Genomic DNA, 12124 nt, shown 5'->3' on the forward strand with positions numbered 1-12124 from the left:
GTAGAACCTCTCAGGGTGGTAGATATATCACCCGTCGCCAGCAGTATTATAACGTCCGCACAGGACTTGGTATGAGTGGCGGATAATGACACTGCAAGAAAGGACATACAGCTATATTGACCTCGTCAGACAGAAGACTGACGGGGTTTTGCTGTTTCTGTCCTTGGGTAAGGATTCTTTGGTCTTACTGGACATGATTTATCCGAAGTTTGAAAGGATAGTCTGCGTGTTCATGTACTTTGTCAAAGGTTTAGAGCACATCGAAAGATGGATTGGATGGGTAAAAGCCAAATATCCGAGGATAGAGTTTGTTCAGGTGCCTCACTGGAACCTTACCTACATTCTTCGTGGTGGTTTGTATTGCGTGCCAAACCCGAAAGTGAAACTTTTAAAACTGGCAGATGTGGTGAAGGCCATGCAGCTAAGATACGGACTTTACTATACGTTCTTGGGCATGAAGAAGGCCGACGGCATGAACCGCCGTCTTATGCTGAAAGGCTATGAATCCAACGGATACGAGAACAACGGTATGTGCTACCCTTTAGCAGACTGGACGCAGAAAGACATCCTGTCATACATGAAGCAGAACGGGCTGCCGGAGCCTGTCAGGTATTCGCTGAAGGCCAGTTCTGGTGTTGGATTCAATCTGGATTGCATGTTATGGCTAGAAAAGAACTACACGCAGGATTTACAGAGAATTTACAAGGTGTTCCCAATGGCTGAGAGAATACTTTGGGAACATAAACGAAAGCAATAGGTATGGAACTGAACAAGTACATAAAGAGTGAATCGGTGGAACTTAACCGTTCCGCCATTCACTTCGCTGATTATAATCCCCGCAAGCTTTCTGAGGAAGCCAGAAAGACGTTGAAGCGGGGTATCAAGAAGTTCGGACTTGTCGGCGGAATAGTAGTCAACAAGCGGACCGGACTTACTGTCGTGTCCGGCCACCAGCGCCTTAGCGTGATGGACGAGCTTCAGAAGTATCCTGAGAACGATTATAGACTCCGTGTAGATGTGATTGATGTAGACGAAAAGCAGGAGAAAGAGTTGAATATCCTGATGAACAATCCAAACGCACAGGGTTCATGGGACTATGACGCTTTGGCCCGATTAGTTCCGGACATTGATTATCAGGATGCGGGACTAACGGCTGCCGACCTGAATATTATTGGCTGTGATTTCCTCCTACAGACAGAAGAAGAAAGTTCCATCGCGGAAGCTTTGGAGGATATGATGGCACCGGTAACTGAACAGAAAGAAGCCGAGAAAGCCGCCAGGCAGATGGAAAGAGCCGAGAAGGTGGCCCACATGAAGGAAGTCAAGCAGCAGGTAAAGGATGCCGTTCAGAAGCAGGCACAGGACATGGATGCTTACTTGATGCTTTCTTTCGATACGTTTGAGGCCAAAGCGGCCTTCTGCGAGAGATTTGGTTACGACCCCTACTCCAAGTTTATCAAGGGAGAGGTATTCGATGAGCAGATAGAAAGAATTGAATGAGAATCTAAAATATAGGAGGTATGCCGAGTTAGAAGGAAAACATATAGCCAGCTGTATCAACAGTCAAGACGAATAATGTACAACGCTGGAAGGCAATACGGGCTTGGTACAGACAGGCAAAGAAGTATAAGAGACAGAACGAGGTCTATAATGGAAAGATATGCAGCGAGAATAGACAGTTATTTCTCAAAGAGAGGAATTGATATCTATGGCAACAAGCCTGTTTCTCGCCGCATTTATATGGGTAACAATAACGGATGATTTGGTTATGAAAAGTGAATCTCAAAAAAGCAAACATACAGGACGAAAGCCGAAATTTGACTACAAGAGTGAGGAGTTTCTCTCTCAGGTGGAGATGTATGCCAAGAAGGGATTCACAGACAGAGAAATCGCTTTTGCTTTAGGGTTATGCCCCCAGACATTCTGCGAGAAGAAGAATGAGCACTCTGAATTATGCGAAGTATTAGCGCGCGGGCGTGCGACCATCACGGCCGCTGTGCGTGCGAAGTTCCTTGCGATGGCTTTGGGCGGTATCAAGACCAAGAGTACTGTAGTCAGGAAGCTGAAAGACCAGGACGGGAATCTGACCGGCGAAGAAGAACTTCAGGTAAGTGAAAGCGAACTGGCTCCCAACCTTCAGGCCATGTCCGTCTGGCTGTATCACCATGACGAAGAATGGAGGAAGGTTGAACGCCGGCAGGACGAGGAAGCCGATATTCCAAAGGACATTGACCACGGAATTTCTATTGACTCATGGATTAAAGACAAGCTGAAATGATTGTTCCCCAGACGATATATCATCCGTTATACACAGACAGGGAGAAGTTCATCATTCTCATCACCGGTGGCCGTGGATCGGGAAAGAGTTTCAACGCTTCCACCTTCATCGAACGACTGACCTTTGAGCAGACTCCGGTGGAGAAGATTGTCCACCAGATTCTATACACCCGTTACACGATGGTATCTGCCGGCATGTCTATTATTCCGGAAATGATGGAAAAGATAGAACTGGACGGAACCACGAAGTATTTCAAGACCACCAAGACGGATATCGTAAACCGGATGACCGGCAGCCGTATCATGTTCCGGGGTATAAAGACTTCTTCCGGGAATCAGACGGCCAAGCTGAAATCCATTCAGGGTATCACCACCTTTGTTTGTGATGAGGCGGAGGAATGGACCAGTGAGGAAGAGTTCGACAAGATTATGCTCTCCATCCGTAAAAAGGGAATCCAGAACCGGATTATCATTATCATGAATCCCTGTGACTCCAATCATTTCATCTATAAGAAATACATCGAAAATACCCATCGGCTGGTGGAGATTGACGGTGTCCAGGTTCAAATATCAACTCATCCGAATGTTCTCCACATTCATACGACTTACTTCGATAATATTGAGAATCTTTCTCCTGAGTTCCTGAGAGAAGTCAAGGAAATGAAGGAGAAGAATCCGGAGAAGTACGCCCATGTGGTTATCGGCCGATGGGCAGACGTGGCCGAAGGTGCTGTGTTCAAGAAATGGGGTATCGTGGATGAGTTCCCCATGTGGTGCAAGAAGGTGGCTATCGGGCTGGATTTTGGTTATACCAATGACCCCACAGCGGCTATCCGATGTGGAATCATAGACAATGCACTGTATCTGGATGAATTGGATTATAGAACCGGACTGCTTTCGGGAGACATCATAAAGACTTTGCGACCTTGGAATCTCAGAGTGATTGCCGACAGTGCAGACCCACGACTCATTCAGGAAATCCACAATGGAGGTATCAAGATTTATCCAGTAGAGAAAGGACAAGGTTCTGTCAATGCAGGTCTTGACAAGATGCAAGGGATGGAAATCTTTATCACCAGACGCTCCTACAACCTGCAGAGGGAGTACAGAAATTATGTCTGGGCAAAGGATAAGGACGGAAACTACATCAACGAGCCGGAAGATCATGATAACCACGGTATTGACGCTGCACGCTATTATGTGCTGGGAGAACTTCTGGGAAGGATTATGAAACCGAAAGATGTTTCAGGAATATTTGGACATTAAACTTTGAAATATGACTTTAGAAGAAATTTTAGCTATGCCGGAAGTAGAGAGAAAAATCTACTATCTGAAGAAGGGACGAAAGACCGAGCAACCAAACGCTCACGCTCTTTACAACGACTGGAATCCGAACAAGCACGAGATAGTGATAGATGAAGAGAAATACCCTAAAATCAAAATCACTACCCAGCCTGAAAAACGGATTACAGACCCGACAAACGGGAAAGAATATATCGAGCCGGCGGTAAAGAAGGAAGTTGACCCGAACCGGATTGCACTTCCTATCGAGCAGGACATCGTGAACATTCAGACGGCCTTCACCGTGGGGACGGAACCGGTTCTTGATTGCCAGCCGGACCAGTCGGAGGAAAGCCTTCTTTCTGCCTTGAAGCAGGTATTCAAGAAGAACAAATTGAAATACCAGAACAAGAAGGTCGTCCGGGCATGGCTGGCCGAGCAGGAAGTGGCCGAATACTGGTATGTGGTTAGGGATGATGGTTTCTGGGCCAAGCTCAAGCGCAAGATTTCAGGAATCTTCGGCAAGTCAAAGCCTGAATACCGTCTGAAGAGTGCCATCTGGTCCCCGTTCCGTGGCGACAAGCTCTACCCTTTCTTCAATGACCAGGGGGATTTGGTGGCCCTGTCCCGTGAATACAAGAAGAAAGACCTGAATGACGTGGAGATAACCTGTTTCATGACCATTACCAAGGATATGGTTTACCAGTGGGAGCTGACGAGCAGCTGGTCAGACAAAGGTTCATTTGCTCATGGGTTCAAGAAGATGCCTGTGATTTATATGTACCGTCCGGAAGCATACTGTGAAAAGATAAAGAGTCTCCGTGTAAGACTGGAGAAACTCCTGTCAAGTTATGCGGACTGTATCGACTACCACTTCTTCCCTATCCTCATGCTTTTTGGTAACGTGGAGAATTTCTCCGGTGAGTTCAAGAACCGTGTGGTCGAGCTGACCGGGCAGGGAGCAAATGCCCAGTACCTTACTTGGTCTCAGGTGCCAGATACCGTCAAGTTCGAGGTGGAAACCTTGCTGAGCCAGATATACGGACTGACCAATACACCCAGAATCTCTTTTGACTCCCTGAAAGGTACAGGAAACGCCGTATCCGGTGTGAGTTTTGACTATGTGTTTATGTCTACCCACCTGAATGTAGAAAACCTAAATGAAACAGTCGGCGAGTTCATGCAACGGCGTGTGAATTTTCTTGTTTCCGCATTGGGTTCCGTGAATTCAACACTCGAAGCGGCCTCTGAGACCATCGACGTGGATGTGCAGATGCAGCCATATAAGCTGGAGAACCTCAAAGACAAGATAGACACCGCCATCAAGGCCAAGGACGGAGAAATTTGGTCACAGAAACGAGCCATCACCTTTGTAGGAAACGTTGATGCTGTTATGGACGAGATTGAAGCCATCAAGGAAGAACAGGCAGAGAAGCAGAAGAACGACATTGAGAAACAGAGACAGCTTTCCTCTCTCAAAAGTTCCAGTAACAAATCTGAAGAATAGGATAATTCAGTCAGAAAAATTACGGGCAATATACAAAACAGACGAATGAAAATCTAAAATATTGACTAATTGAATAGCGGTATCTTTCGAGGTATCGCTATTTTCTGTTATAGTAAAAACATGAATAGATTTTCTTTGCCATTATTCGTTATTTTACTATATTTGCAAAGTAATAAAGTCAGAAACGCTATGAGTTACAAATCAGTTAAAGAGGTTGTAACTATGTTGCTTGACAACGGCTTCATTCTAAAGAGCCAGAAGGGCAGCCACATGAAGTTTGAGAAAGATGGAATAACGGTAGTCGTTCCGAATCATGGAAAGAAAGGCGTTGAGAAAGGCACTTATTACAGCATTATGAGGCAAGCGGGGCTAAAATAGCCCCGGCCTCTTTTCTTAAATTATAAAATGGAGGTCAATATGAGAACTGTAGAAGTGATTGTCGAACATGCTGGGAATAATCTCAGTGCTTACATTGAAGGTGCTCCGGTTATTACTGTCGGTAATAACATAAGAGAAATTGAGGAGAACATGAAGGAAGCCATAGGCTTGTATCTGGAGGACAACCTGAACCCTTGTGAGGTTCTCAAAGGAGAGTTCACCTTGAAGTTCAAAATAGACGCGGCCACCTTCATCAATTATTACAGCAGTATCTTTACCAAAGCGGCATTGAGCCGGATAACCGGAATCAATGAGCGCCAGTTGTGGCATTATGCGGCTGGAGTACATAAACCCCGTAAACAGCAGTTGGAGAAGATTCAGAAAGGCATTAATGAACTGACAGAGGAGCTGGCAGCTATAAATTTGTTGTGATTATGATAAATACAAAAGAGCTTCGTTTAGGAAATTGGGTTTATAAAGTAGATTCAAATGGTAATAAAACTCAAAAAAAAGTTTTTTCGATTCAGGAAAATTATGTATCGCTGGAAAAACAAAGAGGAAATCCTTGTTACAAAACATTAGTAGAACCTATACAATTAACAGAAGATATTCTTGTTAACTCTGGTTTTGAATATGTAAAAAATCGGTATTATGCATTGGATTTAAAAAACAATTTAGCTATAGGCTTTATAGATGGTAGAGTGTTAATGTTTTTAATTGATGGGGAAGGTGATTTAGGTTTTAAAGTGATGCGTTCTACTCGTATAATTTCATATGTTCATGAACTCCAAAATCTTTATTACGATTTAACAGGAAATGAATTAAATATTATATTATAAATAAATCAGCGTGATTACTCTGGTAGTCACGCTTTCTTTTTGCCTAAAAACGAACATTCTCTTAATTGTTTCGTATCGTTACCCTTAAAATTTCCCCTTCCCTTTCTCTATAAGTAAATTTACCGTATGAAATTATTAATCAAACTCATACGGTATGACAATTTTTGAACAAATCTTGGCAGGACTGCAACAGAAATTCGCTGGGGTGGACACTGCCACTCTTACCCGTATCGCCACCAAAAAGGCAGAGGGTGTAACGGACGAAACGAAGGTGACCTCCATCGTTGAGGGTATCTCTTTTCAGGACGTGATGCAAAACTATGGTGATTTCCGTGCAGGACAGGCACAGACATCCGCTGTTTCAAACTACGAGAAGAAGCATGGACTGAAAGACGGGAGACCAATCGAGAATCCGAAACCAGAACCACCGAAACCAAACGACCCTCCTAAGCCGCAGGAAACGGACATCGCAAAGATGATTGCCGATGGCATTGCCGCTGGAATCAAGCCGTTTGCCGAAAAACTGGCCAAAATGGAGGAAAATGAAGCGCAGGCGCAGCGCAATTCTCAGATTTCAGCAGTGGCGAAGAAGTACGGTATTCCAGAATTTATGCTGAAAGACCGCAACATTCCTGAGAACACGGACTTGGATACCTATTTCAAGGACATGAAGCAGGATATGTCTAACAATGGTTTTCAGTTTTCCAAAGCTCCTGAGACTGCCGAACAGAAGCAGGAGAAAGAAGCGAGTGAGTTCGCCAAAATGATTGAGGCGGACACAAAATCTATTGTCGAACAACAAAAAAAGTAATTTATGTCAGCAGGATTTAAGTACAACATTGAGCCTGAACCATCCATCGAGGAACGATATGACGTTTCTACCGGTGTAAGACGTAGAGGCCCTTACAAGCTGGATACGGCCAACCTTGTCGCTGGTTCGTTTCTTCCATCCTTTACACCGATTGCCGCCGACTTGGTGAAGAAGACCGCTCAGGTGGCTATCCGTGTAGAAGTCTATGAAAAGTTTACCACCGGTTCCAATACCACATTGAAAATCAAGAAAAACTCTTTGGCTTATGTGGGTATGCATCTGGGTAATGGTTCTCATGGAGCTACCATCAACAGTATTGACAAATCAAACAAAGCTTTCGATAAGTTGACGTTGGCTGCCGACTTTGGCGAAACAGTGGAAGCTGGTACTGTACTCTATGAAGCTACAGTTGTAAGCGGTACTACTCCAAAGGTAGTTGCTAACTCAGCTTTGTACGGAAGAGTACAAGTAGAAGAAGGCATTGTATTAGTTGCTCTTTTGATGCGCGCATTCGAGATTGAGCCTACTAAGTTGGCTATGCCTTTCTCTGACATTGATAAGGCTAACATGCCGCATTTCCAGTTCAACGCTGCAGGCGTGCAATCCCCGGATGGTGTTTCGTATGAACTGCCAGAAGCTTCTGATTCTGTGATGGGAGGTATTCAGTTGGGATTCTCTCAAAGCGGAAAGAAATATCCAGTAGCATTGGAAGGTGGAAAGGCGTATGTAGAAGTACCTTGGACAGACAATAATACTACCTATCAGGCAGCTAACTCAAGTACTTTGGGATTGGTAAAGCAGGGTGCAAAAGTTGATGATGCAGCAGGTGGTGATGAGAAGGATAAAATTAATGCTCTTCTAGCATCATTGAGAGCTGCAGGTATTATCGCAAGCAAATAAAGAAAGGAGGACTAATATATGATGCTAACTATTCATACTCTGTTTAACGACCCCAACATCGTTAACGCCGTCATCCAGCGCGTCCTTCAGACCCGTAAGGATACAATCTACTGGCAGCAGTACCTCGATTTCCGAAGAACGACTACCCGTGTGTTCAAGGACTACATAGGTCAGGTTACTGGCGTGATGGCCGGTTCCATCAACTCACGCTACGGAGAGAAGCCTATCCGTGAACGCCGAAACATCGGTTCAGGTTATGGGGAAATCGCTTATCTTGGTGATGCTTACCAGATTTCCATTGACCGTTTGTCTGATTTGCAGGACTTGATTGACAAGTACAATGCAGCTAAACCTGCCGACCAGGTAGCAGCCATGCAGGAAATCGTGAACTTCATTTACGACGATTACCGTCAGGTGCTTTTGGCAGCTCATAAACGTATGGATATTATCGTAGGTTCACTCTTGATGACAGGAGCAGCAACAGTCAAGAACAAGGACGACAATGCCGGAGGTGTTGACCTTCTCAACATTGAATTGCCGTTCAAGTTTATTAAGCCAGAAGCTGGTGCGAAGACGAACTTCATTACCTATTTGCAGCAGCAGATTAATGCACTTAAAGCGGACTACGGTAATTTCCAGAAGATGATTATGTCACGTGGAACTTTCGTGAAGAATATTATCGGCTCAGCTGAATTTGGCGATAAGTTCAAGATGCAGCTTACCAGTAACGAAATGTATATGTCAACTGGATTGATTACCTCTCAACTGGCTTCCTCAGTCTTTACCGGCATCGGACTTCCGGCCATTGAGATTAAGGAAGATTACGTGAAAGACCAGACCGGAAAGAACGTGCAGATTTACTCAGACGACCGTATCACCTTGCTTCCGCAGGATAAGGTTGGTTACATGCGCTTCCACACTCCGTATGAAGCCGTGGATGGCGTACCGGGACGTAATTACAACAAGGCAGATGGTGATATGCTTATCTCCGGTTACAAGGACAAGAACGGACGTTATCTGGAATACACGGCTGAGTGGATTCCGCAGATTACAAATCCGAACCTGATTGTGAACTTCGATTTGACAACCATGAACGCATGACAGTAAACGACTACATATCACAGAAGTTTCAGACCTTCGGCATTAACTTGTCGGATGCTGACCTTTTGGAGATAAGTCTGTCTTCAGGGATAAGCGGAGAGGATGAGATGGGCCCGTCAAACATCGGACTTGTGTCGGTGGCAATGGCGAAGTTCATCCCCTCTCTATTACTCCGTGCCACTTCCATCAGCGAGAACGGTTTCTCTATGTCCTGGAATACTCAGGGATTGAAGGAATATTATTCTTTCTTGTGCAAGAAGTACGGTCTTGAAGACACTCTGTCAGATAAACCTAAAGTCAGATTCCTATGATATTCGCTCCGCATACATTACAGGTTAAAGTCATCACTCCAATGGACGCAGACGAGTTTGGACGGCCCATTCCCGGTACCGGTGGGGAAAGCTGGCAGGACGTGTGCAAGTGCCGGTGTGATGATAACTCCACCAAGGAGTTTACTTCGGAGAACGGCGAGGTGTACCGACCGAACTATCACGTAGTTTGTGAGAAGAAAATCTCTCTGAAGGCTGGTGATGAAATCAGATGTATGGACGGTGAGAATATCCGGGGAACTGGCAAGGTTTACATGGTAAAGAATACGAATTATTTTGGTTACTCAGAAATATGGCTGTAAAGTTTGATTTCTCGGACGTTGATAGCTTTTTCGACCAAGGTTATGCCGAAGTGAAAGCCGTTGAGGATAAGGTCGGAAAGGAAGCTGTCGATTATGCTGTAAAGAACGGTAGTTATCAGAACCGGACCGGAACGCTCCGTAAGTCAAACAAGTATTCAGTTCAGGATAATGGATTGGAGTTAAGGAATGAAGCTGAATACGCCTCGTTCGTGGAATCTAAAGGCTACGAAGTCCTGACTGGCGCAGTCCTGTTTGCTGAGAAACGATTGAAGGAGGAAATAAAATGAGGAAATACATTGGAACAAAACAAGTAGAAGCAATGCCTATGACATTAGGCGAGTATATTGCAATAACAGGACGCAATCCGTATGTTTTTGACGGAGAAATGCACGGAGGAAATGAACCAGGATATCTTGTAAATGAAGATGGTCGCGAGGGCTGGACACCTGCAAAAACATTTGAAGAAGCATATCGACAGGTTGATGATGAACGCAAAAACATGACGTTTGGAGACGCAATCGAAGTGCTAAAGCAAGGAGGTGCTATCCGAAGAACAGGATGGAACGGAAAAGGATTGTTTGTCGTAAAGCAAGTTCCGGCGCATATTGATAGCGATGTCATTCCAAAAATGCAGTCGCTTCCACAATCAGCCAAAGACCTTATTCTGAAGGGAAAGGGCTTCATTGACTACACAAGCCAGTGCCTTATCTACAACGAGAATACCGGACGTGCAGACTCGTGGGTGCCATCCATCAGTGATGTATTTGCAGAAGATTGGGAGATTGTACAATGATAGTAACCACCGACATAGCGAACATACTTTACCGTGATTGCCAGCCTTTCGGTATTGAAATCGTTCCCCATGGCAAGAAGCTGACAGGCGAATTGAAATCCGAAAGGATTGTCATTCACGCAAAGAAACAACAGCCAGGAACGTACTGGAAGAAGTCTTTCGTAGAGGTGAACCTTTGCGTTCCAGACCTGAAAGAAGGCGAAGCCAACACCATCCGGCTGAACGAGTTGGAGAAACAGGCCCAGAAGCTGTTTGACGGCGTAACCGGACGTTACGACGGTACTACCTATCATTATTCCATCGACACAATCGGAACAGAGGAGGACACAGCCTTAAAGTGTCATTATGTGAATGTAAGAATTTTATTTGAAGTTTTAAATGTGAAATAATATGGCAGAAGCAAAGAAAATCACCGCCACAAACATCAAGAAACTTTGGTATGGCGAAACAAGTGCTATAGCAGAAGATTTGACCGGAAAGGCTTTGTACACTCTTTTGCAGGGCGAAACCTTGAAAGAGGTAAAGAATATCCACCAGGATACGTGGACGCTCGAAGAAGCGGAAGCGAGCCGAACGAACTACAAGAACCAGCTTACTGGCCAGACTTATCGCAGTGATAAGGAGATGGGCGATGTGACTGTCAACTTTACGATTGGTGAATACGACTATCCGACGAAGAAAGACCTCATGGGAGGTGATGTTATCAACACCGACAAGGGTTGGAAACGTGCAAGAGGTAAGGTGAACATCGAAAAACTGATTGTTTCCCTGACCGAAGACGACCAGTATTGCGTCATTCCACGTGCTGACATCGGGGCCCGCGAAGCTACTACCGATAAGGCTATCGGACTTCCCGTCAGTGCTGTGGAGTTAGAGCCGAAAAATTCGGCAATTTCTTCGGAATACTGGTTTGACTCATCTGAAGTAACAGCAGGTGCTTAATGCCTATCCAATAGGTAGAGATTGAATTCCATAACAGGGGTGGGCTTTATGGCTTCACCCCTTAATTTTTATTTTATCAGAATGAATCAAGGAGCGAAAATAGTATCAGAATCCATTATCGGAAGTGATTTCAGGACGGTGTTTGTCGCCGGGATAGCCTACACGGTCTACCCTCCTACTGTCCAAAAACTGGCCGGGGCAATCTCCCATCTGTCAGACGTACAAGAAGCAGATAATTTGAAAGACGTTCTGCTCTCCTTGGGAGAAAGCGAGGCTTACAGCAAGGCTCTCTCCTGGCTGATAGCTGGTGACGAAAGTTTGAGCGAAGAACTGGCAAAAGGAACATACGAAGAGAATGTGAACGCATTGGACGAAGCACTCTCTATGATTGATTCAAAGGTTTTTCTCAAAGCTGTCAGCTTGGCGAGGAACGTAAGCCTGCTGGCAGCGAAACCGAGGTTGTAGGAAATGATACTCTATTGGGACAGATAGCGTCGTTCATGGAAAATCTGCATCTGTCATACCGGGAAGTGGTCTATGAGATACCATACAGGAATTTAGTATTAATGCAGCGTGACAAGCTCCATACCGTTACCGGGACCAAGGTTACAAAGGTAAAGGGTAAGGACATGGCTTCGCGCAGAAGAAGGAACAAGAAATAGAT

19 protein-coding genes are annotated in these 12124 nt (G+C 45.0%); all 19 read left to right on the plus strand.

The window, feature by feature from the left end; all coding sequences use genetic code 11:
- Positions 1-85 precede the first annotated feature (85 nt).
- The 19 genes from OIM59_RS08990 to OIM59_RS09080 all read left to right on the plus strand — a co-directional run bounded on the left by OIM59_RS08990 (position 86) and on the right by OIM59_RS09080 (position 12122).
- Complete coding sequence (locus tag OIM59_RS08990) at positions 86-757, plus strand: phosphoadenosine phosphosulfate reductase family protein (RefSeq protein WP_303896282.1); 672 nt, start codon at positions 86-88, stop codon at positions 755-757.
- 2 nt (positions 758-759) lie between these two features.
- Positions 760-1500 carry a ParB/RepB/Spo0J family partition protein gene (locus tag OIM59_RS08995; RefSeq protein ID WP_303896283.1) on the plus strand — a complete coding sequence of 247 codons (741 nt, stop codon included), beginning with the start codon at positions 760-762 and terminating at the stop codon, positions 1498-1500.
- Positions 1501-1768: 268 nt separating this feature from the next.
- On the plus strand, positions 1769-2278 hold the full coding sequence (locus OIM59_RS09000; RefSeq protein ID WP_303896285.1) for a hypothetical protein: 510 nt from the start codon (positions 1769-1771) through the stop codon (positions 2276-2278).
- The gene (locus OIM59_RS09005) at positions 2275-3543 is read left to right on the plus strand and encodes a PBSX family phage terminase large subunit (protein ID WP_303896288.1); all 1269 of its coding nucleotides are present in this window, start codon (positions 2275-2277) and stop codon (positions 3541-3543) included. The genes OIM59_RS09000 and OIM59_RS09005 overlap by 4 nt, the downstream gene beginning before the upstream one ends.
- Before the next feature lie 10 nt (positions 3544-3553).
- Positions 3554-5065 carry a phage portal protein gene (locus OIM59_RS09010; RefSeq protein ID WP_303896290.1) on the plus strand — a complete coding sequence of 504 codons (1512 nt, stop codon included), beginning with the start codon at positions 3554-3556 and terminating at the stop codon, positions 5063-5065.
- A 189-nt stretch (positions 5066-5254) separates the two neighbouring features.
- Positions 5255-5443, plus strand: a complete 189-nt coding sequence (locus tag OIM59_RS09015; RefSeq protein WP_270711614.1) for a type II toxin-antitoxin system HicA family toxin — start codon at positions 5255-5257, stop codon at positions 5441-5443.
- Positions 5444-5482: 39 nt separating this feature from the next.
- Complete coding sequence (locus OIM59_RS09020; protein ID WP_303896293.1) at positions 5483-5875, plus strand: antitoxin HicB; 393 nt, start codon at positions 5483-5485, stop codon at positions 5873-5875.
- Positions 5876-5877: 2 nt separating this feature from the next.
- The gene (locus OIM59_RS09025) at positions 5878-6282 is read left to right on the plus strand and encodes a hypothetical protein (RefSeq protein WP_303896295.1); all 405 of its coding nucleotides are present in this window, start codon (positions 5878-5880) and stop codon (positions 6280-6282) included.
- A 154-nt stretch (positions 6283-6436) separates the two neighbouring features.
- Positions 6437-7093, plus strand: a complete 657-nt coding sequence (locus OIM59_RS09030) for a hypothetical protein (RefSeq protein ID WP_303896296.1) — start codon at positions 6437-6439, stop codon at positions 7091-7093.
- 3 nt (positions 7094-7096) lie between these two features.
- Positions 7097-7993, plus strand: a complete 897-nt coding sequence (locus OIM59_RS09035; protein WP_303896298.1) for a head fiber protein — start codon at positions 7097-7099, stop codon at positions 7991-7993.
- A gap of 18 nt (positions 7994-8011) precedes the next feature.
- Complete coding sequence (locus OIM59_RS09040) at positions 8012-9094, plus strand: major capsid protein (RefSeq protein ID WP_303896300.1); 1083 nt, start codon at positions 8012-8014, stop codon at positions 9092-9094.
- Complete coding sequence (locus OIM59_RS09045; RefSeq protein WP_303896302.1) at positions 9091-9405, plus strand: DUF6706 family protein; 315 nt, start codon at positions 9091-9093, stop codon at positions 9403-9405. Before OIM59_RS09040 ends, OIM59_RS09045 begins: the two co-directional genes overlap by 4 nt.
- Positions 9402-9725: a hypothetical protein gene (locus OIM59_RS09050; RefSeq protein ID WP_303896304.1), complete on the plus strand. Its 324-nt coding sequence runs from the start codon at positions 9402-9404 to the stop codon at positions 9723-9725. The genes OIM59_RS09045 and OIM59_RS09050 overlap by 4 nt, the downstream gene beginning before the upstream one ends.
- Positions 9716-10012, plus strand: a complete 297-nt coding sequence (locus tag OIM59_RS09055) for an HK97 gp10 family phage protein (protein ID WP_303896306.1) — start codon at positions 9716-9718, stop codon at positions 10010-10012. Before OIM59_RS09050 ends, OIM59_RS09055 begins: the two co-directional genes overlap by 10 nt.
- Entirely contained in the window at positions 10009-10518 is a 510-nt protein-coding gene (locus tag OIM59_RS09060) for a DUF2829 domain-containing protein (protein ID WP_303896307.1), read from the plus strand. The genes OIM59_RS09055 and OIM59_RS09060 overlap by 4 nt, the downstream gene beginning before the upstream one ends.
- Positions 10515-10907 carry a hypothetical protein gene (locus OIM59_RS09065; protein ID WP_303896309.1) on the plus strand — a complete coding sequence of 131 codons (393 nt, stop codon included), beginning with the start codon at positions 10515-10517 and terminating at the stop codon, positions 10905-10907. The genes OIM59_RS09060 and OIM59_RS09065 overlap by 4 nt, the downstream gene beginning before the upstream one ends.
- Before the next feature lies 1 nt (position 10908).
- Complete coding sequence (locus OIM59_RS09070) at positions 10909-11460, plus strand: hypothetical protein (protein ID WP_303896311.1); 552 nt, start codon at positions 10909-10911, stop codon at positions 11458-11460.
- A gap of 81 nt (positions 11461-11541) precedes the next feature.
- Complete coding sequence (locus OIM59_RS09075) at positions 11542-11925, plus strand: hypothetical protein (RefSeq protein ID WP_303896313.1); 384 nt, start codon at positions 11542-11544, stop codon at positions 11923-11925.
- 35 nt (positions 11926-11960) lie between these two features.
- Positions 11961-12122, plus strand: coding sequence for a hypothetical protein (locus OIM59_RS09080; RefSeq protein WP_181979077.1), 162 nt, complete (start codon positions 11961-11963; stop codon positions 12120-12122).
- Positions 12123-12124 lie beyond the last annotated feature (2 nt).

The sequence above is a fragment of the Bacteroides mediterraneensis genome (genome assembly GCF_025993685.1).
Lineage (GTDB): Bacteria > Bacteroidota > Bacteroidia > Bacteroidales > Bacteroidaceae > Phocaeicola > Phocaeicola mediterraneensis_A.

What these genes read in the sequence shown, in the direction of transcription:
- OIM59_RS08990 (WP_303896282.1), top strand. Translation starts at nt 86, where the DNA reads ATGACACTGCAAGAAAGGACATACAGCTATATTGACCTCGTCAGACAG.
- OIM59_RS08995 (WP_303896283.1), top strand. Translation starts at nt 760, where the DNA reads ATGGAACTGAACAAGTACATAAAGAGTGAATCGGTGGAACTTAACCGT.
- OIM59_RS09000 (WP_303896285.1), top strand. Translation starts at nt 1,769, where the DNA reads ATGAAAAGTGAATCTCAAAAAAGCAAACATACAGGACGAAAGCCGAAA.
- OIM59_RS09005 (WP_303896288.1), top strand. Translation starts at nt 2,275, where the DNA reads ATGATTGTTCCCCAGACGATATATCATCCGTTATACACAGACAGGGAG.
- OIM59_RS09010 (WP_303896290.1), top strand. Translation starts at nt 3,554, where the DNA reads ATGACTTTAGAAGAAATTTTAGCTATGCCGGAAGTAGAGAGAAAAATC.
- OIM59_RS09015 (WP_270711614.1), top strand. Translation starts at nt 5,255, where the DNA reads ATGAGTTACAAATCAGTTAAAGAGGTTGTAACTATGTTGCTTGACAAC.
- OIM59_RS09020 (WP_303896293.1), top strand. Translation starts at nt 5,483, where the DNA reads ATGAGAACTGTAGAAGTGATTGTCGAACATGCTGGGAATAATCTCAGT.
- OIM59_RS09025 (WP_303896295.1), top strand. Translation starts at nt 5,878, where the DNA reads ATGATAAATACAAAAGAGCTTCGTTTAGGAAATTGGGTTTATAAAGTA.
- OIM59_RS09030 (WP_303896296.1), top strand. Translation starts at nt 6,437, where the DNA reads ATGACAATTTTTGAACAAATCTTGGCAGGACTGCAACAGAAATTCGCT.
- OIM59_RS09035 (WP_303896298.1), top strand. Translation starts at nt 7,097, where the DNA reads ATGTCAGCAGGATTTAAGTACAACATTGAGCCTGAACCATCCATCGAG.
- OIM59_RS09040 (WP_303896300.1), top strand. Translation starts at nt 8,012, where the DNA reads ATGATGCTAACTATTCATACTCTGTTTAACGACCCCAACATCGTTAAC.
- OIM59_RS09045 (WP_303896302.1), top strand. Translation starts at nt 9,091, where the DNA reads ATGACAGTAAACGACTACATATCACAGAAGTTTCAGACCTTCGGCATT.
- OIM59_RS09050 (WP_303896304.1), top strand. Translation starts at nt 9,402, where the DNA reads ATGATATTCGCTCCGCATACATTACAGGTTAAAGTCATCACTCCAATG.
- OIM59_RS09055 (WP_303896306.1), top strand. Translation starts at nt 9,716, where the DNA reads ATGGCTGTAAAGTTTGATTTCTCGGACGTTGATAGCTTTTTCGACCAA.
- OIM59_RS09060 (WP_303896307.1), top strand. Translation starts at nt 10,009, where the DNA reads ATGAGGAAATACATTGGAACAAAACAAGTAGAAGCAATGCCTATGACA.
- OIM59_RS09065 (WP_303896309.1), top strand. Translation starts at nt 10,515, where the DNA reads ATGATAGTAACCACCGACATAGCGAACATACTTTACCGTGATTGCCAG.
- OIM59_RS09070 (WP_303896311.1), top strand. Translation starts at nt 10,909, where the DNA reads ATGGCAGAAGCAAAGAAAATCACCGCCACAAACATCAAGAAACTTTGG.
- OIM59_RS09075 (WP_303896313.1), top strand. Translation starts at nt 11,542, where the DNA reads ATGAATCAAGGAGCGAAAATAGTATCAGAATCCATTATCGGAAGTGAT.
- OIM59_RS09080 (WP_181979077.1), top strand. Translation starts at nt 11,961, where the DNA reads ATGGAAAATCTGCATCTGTCATACCGGGAAGTGGTCTATGAGATACCA.